This window comes from Actinomycetospora chiangmaiensis DSM 45062 (assembly GCF_000379625.1).
Lineage (GTDB): Bacteria > Actinomycetota > Actinomycetes > Mycobacteriales > Pseudonocardiaceae > Actinomycetospora > Actinomycetospora chiangmaiensis.
The window spans coordinates 764,841-783,876 of sequence record NZ_KB903217.1 but is presented as its reverse complement, the minus strand read 5'-3'; the positions used below and the strand labels follow the sequence as shown (position 1 = coordinate 783,876).

19 protein-coding genes are annotated in these 19,036 nt (G+C 76.9%); 5 read left to right on the top strand and 14 right to left on the bottom strand.

The window, feature by feature from the left end; genetic code table 11:
* Positions 1 to 76: 76 nt before the first annotated feature.
* The 4 genes from A3CO_RS0104035 to A3CO_RS0104020 form a co-directional block, all read right to left on the bottom strand.
* Positions 77 to 361, bottom strand: coding sequence for a WXG100 family type VII secretion target (locus A3CO_RS0104035; protein WP_018330948.1), 285 nt, complete (start codon positions 359 to 361; stop codon positions 77 to 79).
* A gap of 10 nt (positions 362 to 371) precedes the next feature.
* Entirely contained in the window at positions 372 to 683 is a 312-nt protein-coding gene (locus A3CO_RS0104030; RefSeq protein ID WP_018330947.1) for a WXG100 family type VII secretion target, read from the bottom strand.
* A gap of 94 nt (positions 684 to 777) precedes the next feature.
* Positions 778 to 2,646: a type VII secretion-associated protein gene (locus A3CO_RS0104025; RefSeq protein WP_018330946.1), complete on the bottom strand. Its 1,869-nt coding sequence runs from the start codon at positions 2,644 to 2,646 to the stop codon at positions 778 to 780.
* Entirely contained in the window at positions 2,643 to 6,638 is a 3,996-nt protein-coding gene (locus A3CO_RS0104020; RefSeq protein ID WP_018330945.1) for a type VII secretion protein EccC, read from the bottom strand. Before A3CO_RS0104020 ends, A3CO_RS0104025 begins: the two co-directional genes overlap by 4 nt.
* 137 nt (positions 6,639 to 6,775) lie before the next feature.
* On the opposite strand from A3CO_RS0104020, the gene eccD reads away from it, so the two are divergent.
* Genes eccD through A3CO_RS29950 form a run of 4 tightly spaced genes read left to right on the top strand, consistent with a single transcriptional unit; the run spans position 6,776 to position 11,599 of the window.
* Positions 6,776 to 8,368: a type VII secretion integral membrane protein EccD gene (eccD, locus tag A3CO_RS0104015; protein ID WP_018330944.1), complete on the top strand. Its 1,593-nt coding sequence runs from the start codon at positions 6,776 to 6,778 to the stop codon at positions 8,366 to 8,368.
* Positions 8,365 to 9,693, top strand: a complete 1,329-nt coding sequence (locus tag A3CO_RS29955) for a S8 family serine peptidase (protein WP_018330943.1) — start codon at positions 8,365 to 8,367, stop codon at positions 9,691 to 9,693. The genes eccD and A3CO_RS29955 overlap by 4 nt, the downstream gene beginning before the upstream one ends.
* A complete protein-coding gene (locus tag A3CO_RS0104005; RefSeq protein WP_018330942.1) occupies positions 9,690 to 10,907 on the top strand; it encodes a type VII secretion protein EccE in 1,218 nt (405 codons plus the stop codon). Before A3CO_RS29955 ends, A3CO_RS0104005 begins: the two co-directional genes overlap by 4 nt.
* Positions 10,904 to 11,599, top strand: a complete 696-nt coding sequence (locus tag A3CO_RS29950) for a hypothetical protein (RefSeq protein WP_018330941.1) — start codon at positions 10,904 to 10,906, stop codon at positions 11,597 to 11,599. The genes A3CO_RS0104005 and A3CO_RS29950 overlap by 4 nt, the downstream gene beginning before the upstream one ends.
* 9 nt (positions 11,600 to 11,608) lie before the next feature.
* Here the strand turns inward: A3CO_RS29950 and truA are convergent, their stop codons facing one another.
* The 8 genes from truA to infA all read right to left on the bottom strand — a co-directional run bounded on the left by truA (position 11,609) and on the right by infA (position 16,467).
* On the bottom strand, positions 11,609 to 12,436 hold the full coding sequence (gene truA / locus A3CO_RS0103995) for a tRNA pseudouridine(38-40) synthase TruA (protein WP_018330940.1): 828 nt from the start codon (positions 12,434 to 12,436) through the stop codon (positions 11,609 to 11,611).
* A gap of 77 nt (positions 12,437 to 12,513) precedes the next feature.
* Positions 12,514 to 13,254, bottom strand: coding sequence for a 50S ribosomal protein L17 (gene rplQ, locus A3CO_RS40305; protein WP_018330939.1), 741 nt, complete (start codon positions 13,252 to 13,254; stop codon positions 12,514 to 12,516).
* Positions 13,255 to 13,341: 87 nt separating this feature from the next.
* On the bottom strand, positions 13,342 to 14,409 hold the full coding sequence (locus A3CO_RS0103985; protein ID WP_018330938.1) for a DNA-directed RNA polymerase subunit alpha: 1,068 nt from the start codon (positions 14,407 to 14,409) through the stop codon (positions 13,342 to 13,344).
* Positions 14,410 to 14,500: 91 nt separating this feature from the next.
* Positions 14,501 to 15,106, bottom strand: a complete 606-nt coding sequence (gene rpsD, locus A3CO_RS0103980) for a 30S ribosomal protein S4 (protein ID WP_018330937.1) — start codon at positions 15,104 to 15,106, stop codon at positions 14,501 to 14,503.
* A gap of 20 nt (positions 15,107 to 15,126) precedes the next feature.
* A complete protein-coding gene (gene rpsK, locus A3CO_RS0103975) occupies positions 15,127 to 15,537 on the bottom strand; it encodes a 30S ribosomal protein S11 (RefSeq protein ID WP_018330936.1) in 411 nt (136 codons plus the stop codon).
* A 30-nt stretch (positions 15,538 to 15,567) separates the two neighbouring features.
* Positions 15,568 to 15,948, bottom strand: a complete 381-nt coding sequence (gene rpsM / locus A3CO_RS0103970) for a 30S ribosomal protein S13 (RefSeq protein WP_018330935.1) — start codon at positions 15,946 to 15,948, stop codon at positions 15,568 to 15,570.
* Between the two features lie 162 nt (positions 15,949 to 16,110).
* Entirely contained in the window at positions 16,111 to 16,224 is a 114-nt protein-coding gene (gene rpmJ, locus A3CO_RS0103965; protein WP_018330934.1) for a 50S ribosomal protein L36, read from the bottom strand.
* A gap of 21 nt (positions 16,225 to 16,245) precedes the next feature.
* Positions 16,246 to 16,467 (bottom strand): translation initiation factor IF-1, encoded by a 222-nt coding sequence (gene infA, locus A3CO_RS0103960; RefSeq protein ID WP_018330933.1) that lies wholly within the window; start codon positions 16,465 to 16,467, stop codon positions 16,246 to 16,248.
* Positions 16,468 to 16,788: 321 nt separating this feature from the next.
* Here infA and A3CO_RS0103950 point away from each other — a divergent pair, with 321 nt between their 5' ends.
* Positions 16,789 to 17,568, top strand: coding sequence for a 3-hydroxyacyl-CoA dehydrogenase (locus tag A3CO_RS0103950; protein WP_018330931.1), 780 nt, complete (start codon positions 16,789 to 16,791; stop codon positions 17,566 to 17,568).
* Positions 17,569 to 17,587: 19 nt separating this feature from the next.
* On the opposite strand, the gene A3CO_RS29940 is transcribed toward A3CO_RS0103950, so the two are convergent.
* Positions 17,588 to 18,076: a DUF1707 SHOCT-like domain-containing protein gene (locus A3CO_RS29940; RefSeq protein WP_018330930.1), complete on the bottom strand. Its 489-nt coding sequence runs from the start codon at positions 18,074 to 18,076 to the stop codon at positions 17,588 to 17,590.
* A 54-nt stretch (positions 18,077 to 18,130) separates the two neighbouring features.
* The gene (map, locus tag A3CO_RS0103940; protein ID WP_018330929.1) at positions 18,131 to 19,003 is read right to left on the bottom strand and encodes a type I methionyl aminopeptidase; all 873 of its coding nucleotides are present in this window, start codon (positions 19,001 to 19,003) and stop codon (positions 18,131 to 18,133) included.
* Positions 19,004 to 19,036: the final 33 nt, after the last annotated feature.

Below are 19,036 nucleotides of genomic sequence, written 5' to 3'. Positions count from 1 at the left end.
CTCGCGGCAGACGTTCACCGCGCAACGGCTCTCCAGAGTACGCGGCTGCTCGCGACGGCCCGGCACCCACCCCCGGTCAGTAGCGGGCGGCGTTGCGCTGCTCGACCGCCCGGTAGGTCTGCTCGGCCTGCCCGAGCCGTCCCCCGATGAGGCCGAGCACCTGCGCGAGGTCGGCCCACGCGGTGTCGATCTCCCGCTGCCGGGCGCGGTACTGCTCGGCCGCCGCCCCGGTCCAGCCCGCCACGAGCGGCGCGAGCCGGCGCTCGAGGTCGTCGAGCTGGCCCCGGATCCGGGTCGCCGTGGCCGTCACGTTCTGCTGCGCGGCGGAGAGCTCGCCGAAGGTCACGCGGATCTCGTCCATGGTCGTCCCCTCAGTCCAGCGCCCGGCCGATGCGCGAGGTCGACGCCGCGACCTCGTCCTCCGCGGCCCGGTAGGTGACCGCGGAGGCCTGCACGGACTCCGCGATCGCCCCCAGGGCGGCGTTGATGCGGTGCGCGTCGTCGTTCCACCGGGCCATCAGCTGCGTGAACGCGACGGACGCGTCGCCCCGCCACGTGGCCTCCAGCGGCACCAGCTGCCCGCGCAGCTGCGCGAGCTGGGCGGTGATCTGGTCGCGCACCTCCACGACCTGCTGCCCCGCCCCCTGCATCAACTGCGTCTCGGTCCCGAACTGCCCCGCCATCCGAACTCCTCCCACCGGCGTGCTGCCTGCCGACGACGGTGTCATCCCGCCTGCGGCCGCGGGGGCCGTTTCGCAGAACTCGTGCCGACCTCGCTCATGCCGGGCTGCGCAAAGTCCCCACCACGCGCTCGCACGCGGCGAGCACGGCCTCGCGGGAGGCCTCGTCGTGACGGCACCCGACCGAGAGCTGGGTGGTGCCGAGGAAGAGCACGACCCAGTCCACCGTCGTGCCGGGCACCGGGACCTGCCGGTAGGTCGCGGCCTCGCGTCCCGCGAACGTCGTCTCCGGCGCCAGGTCGGACACCCCGCCGCCGGCGGAGCGCGCGGCCTCGAAGCCCGCGAGCAGCTGGCCGCGCGCGGCGGTCACGTCCGGCGAGGCGAGCGCGCTCTCCTGGACGGCGATGAGGTTCGGGCCGGTCGGTTGTCCCGCCGGGCGGAGGCGGCTGCGGCGGTACTCGGCGTCGGAACCGTCGACGGTCCAGCCGGCCGGGAGCTCGTAGGCGTGCGCGAACACCGAGACGACCGTCGGCGGCGTCGCCCCGGCGGTGGCCCCGTCGCCGCCGCGCAGCCCGGCCACCGCGAGGACCACGACGACGACCGCGACCGTGGCCGCCGCGACGAGCCCCGCCCGTCGTCGGGCGCTCCAGGTGCTCGCGCCACCCGCCGGGGTCTCCGTCCGCGCCGGCGGCCGGCCCGCCGGGACGAGCTCGTGGGCGATGCGCACGGTCGGACCGTCCGGGTCGACGCGGGGTCCGGGTCCCGACGACGGGGCGGCGACGGTGACCGGGGCCCGCGCCGGGGTCGTGGGGGCGGCGGCCGGGGCCGGCCGCGCCGCGGCCGCCGCGGGCGCCGCCGGGACCGGCCAGTCCGGCAGCAGCACGGGGCGGGCGGGAGTCGCCGGGGCCGGCGCCCGGGTGGCCGGCGCGGCGACGAGCAGGGCGCCGCGGGCGACGACCGTGCGCGGGTCGGCGGGGACCACCGGCGGCACGCCGAGCTCGCGGTGCACGAGCGTGGCGAGCAGCGGGGTCCGGGCCATCCCGCCGACGAGACGGACGTCCGCGAGCCGCGACGCCGCGACGCCCGCCTCGTCCAGGACTCGGACGAGCAGGGCGACCAGGCCCTCGCAGGGCTCCCGGAGGAGGTCCTCGAGCTCGCCGCGCGAGCACCACGCCGTCCCCGCGGCACCCGGCAGCGGGACGTCGGCCTGCGCGGACTCGGAGAGCCGTTCCCGGGCGTCGCGCACGTCCTCGACGAGCACCTGGCGGACCCGGCGCTCCGGCAGGGCGGCCCCCTCGACCACCGCGCGGACCCGGTCGAGGTCGGGGGCGGCGTCGGACAGGCCTGCGACCACGTGCGCCAGCACCAGCTCGTCGGCGTCGTCCCCGCCGAAACGCCCGGAGCCGCGGTGGGCCAGCACCGTCCCGTCCGCGTCGACGACCGCGGCGGTCGCTCCCCGGGCGCCCACGTCGAGCACGGCCGTCGGTCCGCCCCGGCCGGTCGGGCGCATCCACCGGGCGTGCGCCGCCGCGGCCACGGGTTCGGCCAGCAGCTCCAGGTCGGCCGCGAGCCCGGCACCGGCCCGCCGCAGCACGTCCCGACGGCGGGTCCCCCAGTCCGCCGGGTGCGTGAGCACGAGGACGTCCGGGCGTTGCCCGCGCAGCACCGGCCCCGCCCGGTCGACGGCGGCCGCGAGCACCGCGCCGAGGGCCTCGACGATCCCGACGGTGCGGGTGCCGAGCAGGAGCGTGTCCGCGTCGACGTGGCGGCGCGGACGGGCCTCGAGGCGGGACGGGTCGGCCGCCGCCCGGGCCCGCGCGGCGGCCCCGGTGAGCAGCGCCGCGTCGTCCGGGGCGAACACCGCCGCGAGGTGGATGTCGAGCTCGACCACCTCGGCGCCGTCGCCGGGGTCGACCGCGGTCGCGACGGCCGTGTCGCCGAGGTCGACCGCGACCCGGCGGCTCACGGCCCCTCACCTCCGCGGGACGCGGGACGGATCGGCTCGTCGGGGTCGCGCCACGCGAGCTGCACGAGCCGCTCGCCGTGCCGCCGCGTCACGAGCACCGCCCGGCCCGGCGGCCGGGGACCGGGACGGGCCGCCCCGACGAGCGGGCCCTCGTCGCGCCCGCCGTGCCCGACGAGGCCGGGCGTGCCGAGTTCGCGCAGCCGCGCGAGCACCGGCTCGAACATCGCGCGGGAGGCGCCGCCGACGCGGCGCGCGACCACCACGTGCAGCCCGATGTCCTTGGCCTGCGGGAGCAGGTCGAGCAGGACGGTCAGCGGGTTGCCCGTCGCGGTCGCCACGAGGTCGTGGTCGTCGACGAGGAGGAAGACCTCGGGACCGGTCCACCAGGAGCGGGCCCGCAGCTGCTCGGGCGTGACGTCGGGCCCCGGGAGCCGGCGGCGCAGCGAGGCGACGAGGTCGGTCATGGCCCCGGTGAGCGCGTCCGCGGTCGAGGTGTAGCTGATGAGGTGTTCGGAGTCGACGGCGCCGAGCAGCCCCCGGCGGTAGTCGACGATCATCAGCCGGGCCCGCTCGGGCGGGTAGCGGGTGACGACGTGGTGGGCGAGCAACCGCAGGAACGACGTCTTGCCGGACTCGCCGTCGGCGTAGAGGAGCAGGTGCGGGTCGGCGGCGACGTCGAGCAGCACCGGGGCGAGCCGGTCCTCGTCCACGCCGATCGGCCAGAGGTGCCGCTCGCCCGCGTCGGGGCCCGGCAGGGTCGCGACGTCGACCCGGTCCGGGAGCAGCTCGACCGGCGCCACCCCGGGGCCCGGCCACGCGGCGGCGACGGCGGGGACGACGTCGGGCCCGGGGACCGCGACGAGGACGTGGCTGCGGTCGGGCGCGAGGCCGTGCCCGGGCCGGCCGACCGGCACGGCGGCCGCCACCCGACGGTCGACCTCGGACTCGCCCGGGTCGCCGAGCCGCAGCTCGATCCGCGTCCCGAGCAGGTCCTTCAGGGCCGGCCGGAGGTCCGCCCACCGGCCGACCCCGATCGCCACGTGCACGCCGTAGGACAGGCCGGTGGTCGCCAGGGTGATGACGGTCGACTCCAGCGCCTCGTGGTCGGTGCGGAAGGCGTGCCACCCGTCGATCACGAGCACGAGGTCGCGCCCGGGGTCGGGCAGGTCCTCGCCCCGGCGGCGCCGGTCGCGCAGGTCGGCCACCGAGTCGATGCCGTGCTCGCGGAACCAGCGCTCGCGGGCGACGGCCACGGCGGCGACCTCCCCGACGACGCGGCGCACCAGGTCGGTGTCGCCGCGGCCGGCCACCGTGCCGACGTGCGGGAGGTCAGCGAGCCCGGCGAGGGTGCCGCCGCCGAGGTCGACGACGTGGAAGCCCAGTTCGTCGGGGGTGTGCGTGAGCGCCGCGGCGCACACCAGGGTCCGCAGCAGCGTCGAGGTCCCGGCCCGCGGTCCACCGGCCACCCCGACGTGGCCCGCGGCCCCGGACAGGTCCGCCCACAGCACCTCGCGGCGCTGCTCGTAGGGCCGGTCGACGAGCCCGAGCGGCAGCCGTAGCGTGCCGTTGGCGGGAAATCCGGGCGCCCGTCGGCCGCGGTCGGTGTCCTGCAGCGGCGGGAGCAGCGTGGCCAGGTCGACCGGGCCGGCCAGCGGCGGCAACCACACCTCGTGCGCCGGCGGTCCCGCGTCGCGCAGCCGGTCGACCACGGTGTCGAGCACGCTCGGTGCGGCGTCGTCGGGCTCGTGGTCGGGCGCCGCGGGGCCGACGACGGGCCCGTCCGGCGGATCGACCCAGCCGCCGTGGAAGGGCCGGGGGACGGCCCGTCGTCGGGACCCCGCGGTGGTCGTCGGTCGACGGCGGCCGCCGGGCCGCCGCGTCGGGCCGGACACGTAGCCCGCGGTGAACCGCACCATCGTCGAGGTGTCCGAGCGCAGGTACCCGGTGCCCGGGACCGCGGGCAGCGACGCGGCGTCGGGGACCCCGAGCACGGCGCGCGAGTCCGCGGCGGAGAACGTCCGCAGCCCGATGCGGTAGGAGAGGTGGGACTCGAGGCCGCGCAACCGCCCCTCGTCGACGCGCTGCGACGCGAGCAGCAGGTGGATCTGCAGCGAGCGCCCGAGGCGGCCGATCGCGGTGAAGAGGTCGGCCAGGTCCGGCTTCCGGTGCAGCAGCTCGGAGAACTCGTCGACCACGACGAACAGCGCCGGCAGCGGGGTCAGGTCGGCGCCGCGCTCGCGGGCGCGCTCGTAGTCGGCGACGCTCGCGAGGTTCCCGGCGCCCCGCAGCAGTTCCTGACGGCGGGTCATCTCGCCCGCGAGGGCGTCCTGCATGCGGTCGACCAGCGCCAGGTCGTCGGCGAGGTTCGTGATGACGGCCGCGACGTGGGGCGCGTCGGCCAGACCCGCGAACGTCGCGCCGCCCTTGAAGTCCACCAGGACGAGGTTGAGCGCGGCCGACGAGTGGGTGGTGATGAGCCCGAGCACGAGGGTCCGGAGCAGCTCGGACTTGCCGGAGCCGGTCGCGCCCACGCACAGCCCGTGCGGGCCCATGCCCTCCTGGGCGGCCTCCTTGAGGTCGAGCTCGACCGGCTCGCCGTCCTCGCCCAGCCCGAAGGGCACCCGCAGCCGGTCCCGCGGGGCGCGGGCACGCCAGGCCGCGGCGACGTCGAAGGTCTCCGGGCTGCCGGGGACCCCGAGCAGGTCGAGCAGCCCCGGCGCCGCGGGACCCGGGCCCTCCGGCGCGGCGGCCGGTGTGCGGCACGGCGCGAGGCGGCGCGCGAGGGCCTCGGCCTCGGCCCCGCGCAGCGCGTCGGGGCGCCCGAACCACTCGACGCCGACGTCCGTGGCCGCCCCGAGGCGGTCGACGTCGGGCCGCTCCGGGTCGGGGGCGACGACCAGCCGCAGGCCCCGACGGGCGACCAGGGGGTCGAGCCGGGCGGCGAGGTCGATCAGGGTGAGCCCGACGAGGCCCTCCTCGGCCGGGTCGTCCCCCGGCGCGGCGGGGTCGGCGACGTCCCCGCCGTCGCAGACCACCACCACGTGCGGGGCGGCCGGGGTGGCACCGCGGCTGAACCGTGCGCGGTCCGCGAGCTCGGGCGCCAGCCAGGTCCGGACGGTCGCGAACGAGGACGCGATCATGCGCACCGGGCCCGCCCCGTCGTGCAGCCGCGGGTGCGCGACGTGCGGCAGCCACTTCACCCACTCCCAGTCCGCGCGCGAGCGCTCCCCGCAGACGACGGCGAGCAGCAGGTCGTCCGGGGAGTGCAGCGTGACCAGCTGGGCGACGACGGCCCGCGCCAGCGCCCGGCGGCGTTCCCACCCGGCCGGGCTCGCGTCGGGGCCGGTGATCGCGACCGCGGCGAAGGCGCGCAGCGAGACCGCCGTCGGGAGCGCCTCGACCACCGAGTGGGCGCGCACGAACCGGCGCAGGGCCGCCGTCGTCACCGGTTCCAGGTCCGTGACCGGCCCGGTCTGCGGCGGCACGAGTGCCGTCGCGAGGCGCTGGGCGCCCCGCCCGACGCGGACGTGGGCGAAGTCGGGGTCCCCGGGGCGCCGCTCCCAGGTGCGGGGGCCTCGGGCCAGGGACACCAGCGCGTCGGGGTCGGGGTGGGTCCACGCCAGGCTCGCGCGCTGCTCGGCGGCCACCGCGCGGGTGCGGCGCCGCACCTGGGCGAGGTAGCGCAGGTAGTCGGCACGCTCGGCGTCGGCCTCGGCCCGGCGCTGCGCACCGCCCCGGGAGAAGCCGCCCGCGACCATCCCGAGCGTCGACAGCGCGATCATGCCCCCGAACAGCCACGACGTCGGGTTGTCGATCCCGAGCACCACGACGAAGCCCACCGAGGCGAGCACCATGACCATCGGGAGCAGGCGCGGCAGCAGCCCGGTGGGCGCGACGCGCGGTTCCTCGGGCGGGGCCTCGAGCGCGAGCTCGCCGCCGGGCATCACCGGGGCGGCCTCGCGCGGCCCGCGCCGGACGACCTGCGTGCCCACACCCCTCCCTCCCCCGCCGGCGCCGCGCGGATCTCCGTGTTAACGCCACGCGGGTCGGTGCGCTGGCCATACTAGGGAGCCGATCACCCGATCGGGGCGGGAACGACGCAGAACGGACGCGACGGAGGTGGGCCCGGGTGGGCAGCGGCAACGGCCGGACGACGGCGCCCGTGCGGCGGGAGGAGCCGTCGGCGAGCGCCCTCGCGGCGGTCCCGCCCGTGCCCCTGCCCGAGGCCGCCGCCGTCACCCGCGTCTCGGTGCTCGCACCGACCACGCGGGTGGACCTGGCGCTGCCCGGCGACGTCCCGGTGGGCGAGCTGCTCCCGGTCCTCGTCGAGCTGACCGGCGCCGACGCCGCCGCCCCGGCCCCCGCCGCCTGGAGCCACGCGCCGGTGCGCAGCGCGGACCGCGCGGGGGCGACGGGCTGGACGCTGGCCGCGCTCGGGCGGGCCCCGGTCGATCCGCGGCACACCCTCGACGAGCTCGAGGTCCTCGACGGCGACCAGCTCGTGCTGCGTCGGCGGGAGGACGCCGCCCCGGCCCCGCTCTACGACGACGTCGTCGACGCGCTCGCGGAGTCCCGGCCCGCCGCGTTCCGGCCCTGGGACGCGGGCTGGGCGCACCGCTTCGGCCTGCTCGGAGGCCTCGTCGCGGGGGCGGCGACGCTCGGGGCGCTGCTCGCCGCCGGACGCGGGCCGGGCACCGCGGGCGGCGCGGTCACCGCCGGCGCCGCCGCCGTCCTCGCGCTCGCCGGCACGGTCCTCGCCGCGCTGACGCCACGCCTCGCCCACCGCCCCGGCCCGGCGGCCGTCCTCGTCGCCGTCGCGACGGGGGCCGCCGCCGTGTGCGGCCTCGCCGTCGTCCCCGGCCCCGACGCCGCCCCGCTGACGGTCGGACTCGGGGGCCCGCATCTGCTCGTCGCGGCCGCGCTCGCACTCGTCGCGGCCGGCACCGCGCTGCTCGCCGCGCCCCGGACCGACCGGGTCGCGCTCGCCGTCGGGACCGGGCTCGCGACGGCCGCGGTCCTGGGTACCGCCACGGGCGCGGTCGCCACCGTCGCGGGCGCGGTCGCGGGCGCGCGAGGGGCCGGTCCGCTCGAACCCGCGGCGGCCGCGGCGGGTGCCGGGGCACTGGCCCTGGTCACCCTGTCCGTGCTGCCACGGTTGGCCGTCCTGTTCGCCCGGCTCCCCCTGCCCGAGGTGCCGCTGTCCGCGGCCGACGACGCCGCCGATCCCGGGCCCGGGGACGCGGCGGTCCTCGACCGTCGGGCCGACCGCGCGCACGCGGTGCTGACCGGGCTCGCCGGGGGCACGGTCGCCGTGCTGGTCGTGGCGGTGGCGGTGCTCGGCCTGGCCCCGCCGTCCGGCTGGCGCGGCACCGTCGGCGCCGTCCTGGCGGTCCTGCTCGTCGTGCTCGTCGCCCTGCGCTCGCGCAGCTACGCCAACGCCGTGCCGGCGGCGGTCCTGCTGCTCGGGGCGCTCGCGGGTGCGGCGGGCCTCGCGGTCGGCGCCGTCGCCGCCGCTCCGCCCGGCGCGGCCCGGCTCGGGATCGGCCTCGCGGCCGCCGTCGTCGGCGCGGCCCTGGTGGTCCTCGGCGCGGTGGGGCCGCGGCGGCGCGCCGCCCCCGGCGTCCGGCGGACCGTGGACGTGCTCGAGGGCGTCGCGATCGCGGCGGTCCTGCCGCTGGCGTGCGCGGTCGCCGACCTGTTCGCGGTGGTGCGGCTGTCGTGACCCCGACGGGCCTGCGCCGCGCGGTGCTCGGTGCCCTCCTGACGGCGGGCCTGCTCGCCCCCGGCCTCCCGGCCGCGGCGGGACCCGACGTCGGGACCGCGATCCCCGTCGCGCCCCCGCCCGCGCCCGCCCCCGACCCGGGGGCCCTGGCCGCCCTGCCCCGCGCGCCGGACGCCCTGCCCGGCCTCACCCCGCTGGGCGCCTGCCCCGTCGGCGTGCCCCCCGGCGCGCTCGAGGCCCTCACACCGGAACCGGACGCCGTGCCCGGCGCCGGCGGGGACGGGGTGCTGGTCGCCGTCGTCGACTCCGGCGTGGCCGCCCACCCGCGGCTCACCGGCGGGGTGATCGACGGCGGCGACTTCGTGGCGGGCCGGTCGGCCCGGGCGGACTGCGACGGGCACGGGACGGCGGTCGCCGGGGTGGTGGCCGCCGCGCCCGCCCCCGACGACGGGGTCGTCGGCGTCGCCCCCGGGGCCCGCGTCCTGGCCGTCCGCGCCGACACCGCCTGGTCCCGCACCGCCACCGGGGGTGCCGGGGACGAGGCCGTGCTCGCCCGTGCGGTCCGCGCCGCCGTCGCCGTCCCCGAGGTGCGGGTGCTGACCCTGGCCCTCGCCGCCTGTCGTCCCGCCGCGGCGCTGATCGGCGGGGCCGACACCGCGACGGGGGCCCTGCGGGCCGCGGTCCGCGAGGCCGTGGCGCGCGACGTCGTCGTGGTCGCGGCGGCCGGCAACGCCGGGTCCGCGTGCCCGGCGAACGACCCGGCGCCTGCCGACCAGCGGGTGACGACGGTCCCGGTGCCCGCATGGTTCGGGCTCGACCCCACCGAGGTGCTCACGGTCGGCGCCCTCGACGACGACGGCGCTCCGGACCGTGTGTCGCTCGCCGGACCGTGGGTCGGGATCGCGGCGCCGGGCCGGGTCCCGGCCGCGCTGGACGCCCGGTCGGCCGGCCTCACCACCGACCTCACGCTGCCCGGCTCCGCACCCGAACCCGTCGCGGGCACCAGTTTCGCGGCGGCCCGGGTCGCGGGGGCGGCGGCGCTGCTCCGGGCCCGGTTCCCCACGCTGTCCGCGGCCGCGGTCGTCGCGCGGCTGCGGGACACCGCGGCCCCGGTCCCGGGAGCGACGCCCGTCGTCGTCGGCGCCGGCGCCCTCGACGTCGCCGCGGCCCTGGCGGGGACCCGGCCCGCGTCGGTGCCACCCGCACCGGCCGGGTCGCCCCCGCCCGGCGGGAACGGCGGGTCGGGCTGGGCCCTCGTCGCCGGGGCGGCGGTCCTCGCGGCCGCGCTCTCGATGGCCCTGCTCCGCCGTCGGCGGCGCTCGTGAGCGCAGGCCCCCGCCCCGGGGAGCCGGCCCTCGGTCCGCTGCCGCTCACCGGGGTCCTGCTCGCCGAGATCGGGCTCGCACTGGCGCTGGGGCTGCTCGCCCTCGGCGCCGGGCTCCCCGTCGCCGGCGTCGTCCTCTCGCTCGCCCTCGTGGCGGGTCTCGTCCGCGTCCGCGGCGAGCTGCTGGGCAGGTGGGCGCTGCTCGCGCTGCGCCACCGGACCCGCCCCCGGGAACGTGCCGCGACCGGTCCCGACGACGGGGTGGGGGTGCCCGCCGTCGACGCCGCGCTCGGCCCGCTCGACGTCGTCGAGACCGTCGACCACGACGGCCGTCCGGTGGCGCTGCTGGGCGGCGAGGACGGTGCGTGGAGCGCCGTGCTGGCCCCCGATCCCGAGGAGCTGCCGCTCGTGCTCGACCCACCCGACGGCGGCCCCGGTGAGGACGGGGCCGGCCACCGCGGGACCGACGACGGCGCGGGCGCGGTCGGCGGCGGACCCGTCGGGCTGCCGCTGGCGGCGCTGGCGGGCACGCTGTCCGACCGCGGCGTCGTGGTGGACGCGGTGACGGTGGTGCGGCACGTGCGGCCGGGTGTCGGCGACGGTCCGGCCCACGAGGCGCACCGCGAGGTGCTCGGTCCGCTGTCCGACGCCGCGCACCGGAGCCTGTGGCTGGTCGTCCGGCTCGACCCGCAGCGCTGCCCCGACGCGGTGGCCGACCGGGGCGGCGGGGTCCTCGGGGCGCGCCGGGCCCTCGTCGGGTCCCTGGCCCGGATCGGCCGGGTCCTCGCCGACCACGACGTCCCGGTCCGGCCGCTCGACCGGGCCGACGTCCGGGAGGCGGTGGCCGTCGCCGCCGGGACCGATCTCGACCGCACGCCCGGCGGGGTGCAGGAGCGCTGGGACGCCGTGGTGCTCGGGGAGGTGGGCCATGCGACCTGGTCGGCGACCACGTTCGGTGCCGCCCTCGACCTCGACGCCCTCGCCGCCCCGGGCGCGGTCTCGACGGTGGCGCTCTCCCTCGTCGCCGCCGACGACCCCGACGAGGTGGGGCTCGACCTCCACGTCCGGGTCACCGGGCTGGGGCCGACCGACGTCGTCACCGCCGGACGGGACCTCGTCGCCGCGGCGCGTGCCCGGGGTGTGCACCTCGATCCGCTGCACGGCCGGCAGGCGGCCGGCCTGCGCGCGACCCTGCCCGTGGGCGGGTCCCGGTGACCCGCCGCGCTCCGGCCCGGCGGGCCCCGGCGGTGCGGCTGCCGGTCGCCGCCCTCGACGGCCTGTCCGCGCCGCTCACGCCCGCGGGTGTCGTCCTCGGCGCCGACCCGGCGGGGTCCCCGGTCACGCTCGCGGTGCTCCGCCCGGCCGGGACCCGCATCGTCGTGCTCGGGGCCCTGCACCTCGCCCGGCAGATCGCCCTGCGGACCGTCGCGCAGGGAGCCCGGCTCGACGTCGCCACCGGACGGGCCGCGGCCTGGGAGCCGATCGCCCGGGCCGCGGCGGACCCCTCCCGCGTGCAGGTCGTCGCGGCGCTCCCCGAGTGGCCTCCCGGCGCCCACGGCCCCGGGGACACCGATGCGGTTCTCACCGTGCGGGACCGGGGCGCTGCCGCGTCCGGCCCCGGCGTACCCCTCGGTCCCTGGCGCACGACGCTGCTGGTGCTGCCCGCGCTCACCCCGGCGGTGGCCGACGCCGCCGACGACGCGGACGTGGTGCTGCTCGGGCGGATGCCGCCCCAGGAGGCCGACCTCGCGACGCGCCTGTGGCGGCTCTCCGAGCCGATGGCCGAGACGCTCCGGACGCTGCCCGATCACGGCGTCGTCGCACTCGGACGCAACCTGTGGCGTCGGCTCGACCTCGTCACCGCGGACCGGGAGACCGCGATCCTCGGACCGGTGCGTCGGGCCTGACGGCGCGGCTCAGCGATCGAGCGTGCGCACGGCCCGGGTGGTCACCGCGCGGGCCGCCAGCCCGGCGTCGTCCGGGTAGTCCACGCCCACCAGCCGCAGCCCGTGGGCCGCCACGACGTGGATTTCCGACGACCGTCGCGCCGCGGTGAGCAGCGAGGCCGGCCAGTCGACCGGCCGGCGTCCCTCCCCGACGGCGAGCAGGGCACCGACCAGCGACCGCACCATGGAGTGGCAGAAGGCGTCGGCCGAGAGCCGGGCCTCGACGACGTCGCGCTCGCCGGCGCAGGGGTGCCACGTGAGGCGCTGCAGCTCGCGGATGGTGGTCGCCCCGGCCCGGGGGCGGCAGAACGCGGCGAAGTCGTGCTCCCCGAGCAGGGCCCGGCCCGCCGCGTCCATCGCCGCGACGTCCACCGGCCGCGGCCAGCGCAGGGTGTCGCGGGCCCGCAGCGGTTCGGGCCCGGACGGCGCGGTGCAGACGCGGTACGCGTAGTGCCGCCGGACGGCCGAGAACCGGGCGTCGAACCCGGCGGGCGCGGGCGCGAGGCGGTGCACCCGCACGTCGGGCGGCAGCATCCGCGCGAGGCGGCGGACCAGCCCGTCGGGCACCGTCCCGTCGGCGGCCAGCAGGGTGCTGCCGGGGGTCACGTCGGTGTGGGCCACCTGCGCGTCGGCGTGAACGCCCGCGTCGGTCCGGCCGGCCACGGTGAGCGCGACCGGCTCCCGCGCGAGGATCGTCAGGGTCTCCTCGAGCACGCCCTGCACGGTGCGCAGCTCCGGCTGCCGGGCCCACCCGGCGAAGTCGGTGCCGTCGTAGGCCAGGTCGAGCCGCAGCCGCACCGGGGCCGGAGACACCCCGGGCCCGCCGTCGAGGTCGACGGCGGGCCCGGGGTGGTCGTGCTCGGGAGCGGGTCCGGTCAGGACTCGTCCTTCGTGTCGTCGGTCGCGAGACCGGCCGCCTCCGCAGCGTTCTCCGCCATCGGCTCCGGGACCTCGTGGGCCTCGGCGTCGGTGTCAGTGGACTCCGTGGCTTCCGTGCTCGCCCCGGAGCCGCCGCCGACCTCGGTCGTCGTGGCCGAGGACCCGGCGTCCGCCTCGGCGGTCGTGGCCTCCTCGGCCAGCACCGGGGTGTCGGCGTCGGTACCCACGGCCTCCTCGGCCGCCGCACCGTCGGCCGTGGTGTCGCCGGACTCCGCGGCCGCGATCGTCGCCGCGGTGGCCGCCGCACCGGTGGCCGCACCGCCGACCTCGGTCTGCCGCGACGCCGAGCGGGTGGCTGCCGACGCCTCGGTGGAGGCCAGCTTCTCGTTCACCAGCTCGATGATCGCCATCGGCGCGTTGTCGCCCTTGCGGGGCAGCGTCTTGATGATGCGCGTGTAGCCGCCGGGACGGTCCGCGAAGAACGGGCCGATCTCGGCGATCAGGCGGTGCACGACGTCCTTGTCGCGGATCACCGTGGAGATCTCGCGACGGTTGTGCAGGTCGCCCTTCTTCGCCTTCGTGATGAGGCGCTCGGCGTACGGGCGCAGGCGCTCGGCCTTGGCGCGCGTGGTGTGGATCCGGCCGTGCGTGAAGAGCGACGTGGCCAGGTTGGCCAGCAGCAGCTTCTGGTGCGCGGGGGATCCGCCGAGGCGGGGGCCCTTGGTGGGCTGGGGCATTCTCGTGCTCCTGTCTCAGGCGCCTTTCCTCCCCGGGCCCTCGCGAGGGCCCGGGGAGGGGGCAGTACGTCAGAGCTCTCGGGCGTCCTAGAGCTGCTCGGTCTCGGCGTAGTCCTGGCCGTCGTCGTTGCCGAACGACCCGTACCCGCCGCCCTCGCCGTAGGACTCGTAGCCCTCCGACGGATAGTCGGACGCGGCCGCGCTCGGGTCGAACCCGGGCGGGCTGTCCTTCAGGGCCAGCCCGAGGCCGGCCAGCTTCATCTTGACCTCGTCGATGGACTTCGCACCGAAGTTGCGGATGTCCAGCAGGTCGGCCTCCGAGCGGCCGACGAGCTCGCCGACCGTGTGGATGCCCTCCCGCTTGAGGCAGTTGTAGGACCGGACCGTGAGGTCGAGGTCCTCGATGGGCATCGCGAACGCCGCGATCGAGTCGGCCTCGGCGGGCGAGGGCCCGATCTCGATGCCCTCCGCGTCGACGTTGAGCTCGCGGGCCAGACCGAACAGCTCGACGAGCGTGCGGCCGGCGGACGCGATGGCGTCGCGGGGGGTGATCGAGGGCTTGGTCTCGACGTCGAGGATCAGCTTGTCGAAGTCGGTGCGCTGCTCGACGCGGGTCGCCTCGACCTTGTAGCTGACCTTCAGCACCGGCGAGTAGATCGAGTCGACTGGGATGCGGCCGATCTCGGCGCCGGACGCCTTGTTCTGGGCGGCGGGGACGTAGCCGCGGCCACGCTCCACCACCAGCTCGACCTCGAGGCGGCCCTGGTCGTTCAGGGTCGCGATGTGGAGGTCCGGGTTGTGCACGGTCACGCCAGCGGGCGGGACGATGTCCCCCGCGGTCACCGTGCCCGGGCCCTGCTTGCGCAGGTACATCGTCGCCGGCTCGTCCTCCTCGGAGCTCACGACGAGCTCCTTGAGGTTCAGGATGATGTCGGTGACGTCCTCCTTCACCCCCGGGACGGTGGTGAACTCGTGGAGGACCCCGTCGACCCGGATCGAGGTCACGGCCGCGCCCGGGATGGACGACAGCAGGGTCCGCCGCAGCGAGTTGCCGAGGGTGTAGCCGAAGCCCGGCTCGAGCGGCTCGATGACGAACCGCGACCGGGTCTCGTCGACCGGCTCCTCCGAGAGGGCCGGGCGCTGGGAGATCAGCACGTCTGGTGTTCCTTCCGGTGCTCGGGCATCCGCTATTTGATGCCGAACGGGGAGCCCGACCCGGCAGGATCGCCGGGTCGGGCCGGTCGAGCTACTTGGAGTAGAACTCGACGATCAGCTGCTCGGAGACGGGCGTGTCGATCTGCGACCGCTCGGGCAGCTGGTGGACGAAGATGCGCAGCGTCTCCGGGACGACCTGGAGCCAGCCGGGGACCGGGCGGTCACCGAAGGACTCCTTCGCGTCCACGAAGGGCAGCATGTTCCGCGACTTGTCGCGGACGTCGATGATGTCGAACTGCGTCACCCGGAAGCTGGGGACGTCCACCTTCTGGCCGTTGACCAGGAAGTGGCCGTGTCCGACGAGCTGGCGGGCCGCACGGCGGGTGCGGGCCAGGCCGGCGCGGTAGACGACCGAGTCGAGGCGCGACTCGAGCAGGCGCAGGAACTCGTCGCCGGTCTTGCCCTCGCGACGGTTCGCCTCCTCGTAGTACTTGCGCATCTGCTTCTCGAGGACCCCGTAGGTGAAGCGGACCTTCTGCTTCTCCTGGATCTGCATGAGGTACTCGGATTCCTTGATGCGGATCCGACCGTGCTGCCCCGGGGGGTACGGACGACGCTCGAAGGACTTGTCGCCGCCGACCAGGTCGACCTTGAGGCGACGGGACTTGCGGGTGACGGGACCGGTGTAGCGAGCCATCTCTCTTCTCTCCTCTCGCCCTAGACCCGGCGCCGCTTGGGCGGGCGGCAGCCGTTGTGCGGCTGGGGCGTGACGTCGGAGATGGTCCCGACCTCGAGGCCCGCGGCCTGCAGCGAACGGATCGCGGTCTCACGACCGGACCCCGGGCCCTTGACGAAGACGTCGACCTTCTTCATGCCGTGCTCGGCTGCCTTGCGGGCCGCGTTCTCGGCGGCCATCTGGGCGGCGAACGGCGTCGACTTGCGCGAACCCTTGAAGCCGACGTGGCCGGCGGAGGCCCACGCGATCACCGCACCGGTCGGGTCGGTGATCGAGACGATGGTGTTGTTGAACGTGCTCTTGATGTGGGCCTGGCCCTGGGAGATGTTCTTCTTCTCCCGGCGGCGCACCTTCTTGGCGCCGGCGGCGCCGGCGCGGGTCCTGGGTGGCATGCAAAAACTCCTGAGGTGATCGGGCCCCGCCTACTTGCGGGTGGCCTTCTTCTTGCCGGCGACGGTCTTCTTCGGGCCCTTGCGCGAGCGGGCGTTGGTCTTCGTCCGCTGGCCGTGGACCGGGAGGTTGCGCCGGTGGCGCAGGCCCTGGTAGCTGCCGATCTCGACCTTGCGCCGGATGTCCGCCTGGACCTCGCGGCGCAGGTCACCCTCGACCCGGAGGTTCTGCTCGATGAACGCACGGATCGCGGCGGCGTCCGAGTCGCTCAGGTCCTTGCTCCGCAGGTCCGGGTCGATGCCCGTCTCGCGGAGGATCTCCTTGGAACGGCTGCGGCCGATCCCGAAGATGTAGGTCAGCGCGATCTCCATCCGCTTCTCGCGGGGGAGGTCGACGCCGGAAATGCGTGCCATGTGGCGACGTACTCCTCGTGTCGTCGGGAGGTATCGGACCCCGTCCGTCCCGACGACGGTGTCGCCGGGCCCCGGCCTCCCGCCGGGGGTGGTTCCGCCGGGACTGTGCCGGCGTAGGTACGGGGGTGTTCTCCCACCCGGGCGGACCCGGGTGTGTGGGCGTCAGCCCTGGCGCTGCTTGTGACGCAGGTTGTCGCAGATGACCATGACCCGCCCGTGACGGCGGACCACCTGGCACTTCGCGCAGATTCGCTTGACGCTCGGCTGGACCTTCACGATCTCGTCCTCGCTGCCTGGTTACTTGTAGCGGTAGACGATGCGACCGCGCGACAGGTCGTACGGCGAGAGCTCGACCACGACCTTGTCCTCGGGGAGGATTCGGATGTAGTGCTGCCGCATCTTGCCGCTGATGTGCGCCAGGACCTTGTGCCCGTTCTCGAGCTCGACCCTGAACATCGCGTTGGGGAGGGGCTCGACGACCCTGCCCTCGACCTCGATGGCGCCGTCCTTCTTCGCCATGTCCTCCGCACTCTCGCGCCGCCGTGGATCCCGCGTCCCCGGTCCGGTCCGGGGCCCGCACTCACCGCGGCGGCTTCGTCGTCCCGCCGTGCCACCGCCACGCGGGTGCGCGGCGGATCGGGTGCGTGACGAGGTGCCGGACCGCACCGGCCCGGATCAGGCTCGTGAGGAACGGCACGACACGCGCACCAGCTCCTCAGTGTACGCGGGGCGTGTCGGGGCCCCGGTCGCCGGGTGTCCCCGCCGGTCGAGGAGTCAGCATTGACCGTTTCTGCGCGGGGACGACACGATGAGCGGCGACCCCCAGCATAGGAGGAGTACGTGGACGTCGACGGTGTCGTCGCACTGGTGACCGGAGGCGCGTCGGGCCTGGGCCGGGCGACCGTGGAGAAGCTGCACGCGCAGGGCGCGTCGGTGGTGATCGTGGACCTGCCGTCGTCGGCCGGCGCCGACGTCGCCGCGGGCCTCGGCGAGCGGGCGGTGTTCGCCCCGGCGGACGTCACCGACCCCGAGCAGGTCTCGCAGGCGATCGACGCCGCCGCGGGCCTGGGGACGCTGCGCGTGGCGATCAACTGCGCGGGGATCGGGAGCGCCCACCGCACCGCGGGGCGCAAAGGCCCGTTCCCGCTCGAGGACTTCACCCGGGTGCTGAACGTCAACCTGGTCGGCACGTTCAACGTCATCCGGCTGGCCGCGCAGGCGATGAGCGAGCATCCCGCCCTCACCGACCCCGGCGTCGACACCGGGGACCGCGGCGTCATCGTCAACACCGCCTCGGTGGCGGCCTTCGACGGGCAGATCGGGCAGGCGGCCTACTCGGCCTCGAAGGGCGGCATCGTGGGGATGACCCTCCCGATCGCCCGGGACCTCGCCTCGCTCGGCATCCGGGTCTGCACGATCGCCCCGGGCCTGTTCCACACGCCGCTGTTCGCGACGCTGCCCCAGGAGCACATCGACTCCCTCGGCGCCCAGGTCCCGCACCCGTCGCGGCTCGGCGAGCCGGGCGAGTACGCCGCCCTCGCCGCCCACATCGTGGCGAACCCGATGCTCAACGGGGAGACGATCCGCCTCGACGGCGCGATCCGGATGGCGCCGAAGTAGTCCGCCCCGCGGTCCGCCCCTAGCCGCGGGGGCGGACCGCCGCGCGGCCGAGGCCCCCGAGGGCCAGGACCAGCCCCCACGGCCCGGCGACCCAGATCCACCACGGGTACACGACCGTCGCCGTCCCGACCGACACCGCCAGCCAGATCACGACGTTGACCAGGCTCGCCACCGCCCACGCCGCGACGGACCCGCGACCGCCCCCGCACGGGCCCGCGAACGCCGGCACCGGCGACCACCCGTCCCGACGCCGGGTCGGTGCGGGCCGAGCGGGCTGCGTGGACCGCGAGGGCTGCGCGGTCGACGTGGACCCGGCCGGCGCCGGATCCCCGGGCAGGTCCGCGAGCAGGGGTACGAGGTCGTCGCGAACCACGGCCGCATGGGCGGCCCGCACCCGCTCGTCGTACTCCGCGAGCGTCAGTCGTCCCTCGCCGTGGGCGGTGACCAGCCGCGTGGCGACCTGCTCCCGCTCGGCGTCCGACACCCGTACCGCACCCTGATCCGACATCACGGCCTCCCCGGCTCGTCGTCCTGGGGAGAGAGTACCCGGATAGCGGAGAGTTCAGCTATCCGTCTGCGCGTTCGGGTCGAGTCCGACCCGGTCCGTCTCCGCGGGAGCGGTCAGGACCCACGGTCCCTGGTCGGTGACGGCGACGGTGTGCTCCCAGTGCGCAGCCCGTCCGCCGTCGATCGTGACCACGGTCCACTCGTCGTCGAGCTCGTCGGTCTCGGGGTCGCCGGCGGTGAGCATCGGTTCGACGGCGAGCACCATGCCCTCACGCAGACGGAGCCCGGTGCCGGCGCGCCCGACGTTCGGCAGGAACGGCTCCATGTGCATCTCGGTACCGATCCCGTGGCCGCCGTAGTCGGCGACGATGCCGAACGGGCCGCCGTCGGGACGGCGGTGGCGGGCGACCTCGTCCTCGACGGCGTGCGAGACGTCGCCGAGCCGGTTCCCCGGGCGCACCTCCGCGATCCCCGCCCACATGGCCGCGCGGCAGGCCGCGGACAGCGCGGCGTCCTCGGGCCGCACGGTGCCGACGTGCAGCGTGACCGCCGCGTCGCCGTGCCAGCCGTCGAGGATCGCGCCGCAGTCGACCGAGAGCAGGTCCCCGTCGGCGAGCACGGTCGTCGCGGCGGGGATGCCGTGGACGACCTCCGCGTTCACCGAGGCGCAGATGCTGCCCGGGAACCCGTGGTAGCCGAGGAAGGAGGGCACCGCGCCGGCCTCGCGGATGGTGGTCTCCGCAAGGTCGTCGAGGTCCTTCGTCGACACCCCGGCCGCCGCGGCCGCGGAGACCCGGGCGAGCGCGTCGGCGACGACGAGGCCCGCCGCGCGCATCGCGTCGATCTCGCCGCGGCTCTTCAGCTGGATCTCCGAGCCGATCCGGCCGCCGGAGAGCCGGCCGGCGACGCGGCCGAGCCCGGCGGTCACCTCCGCGAGACGTCCTCCGGAGAGACCACCGGC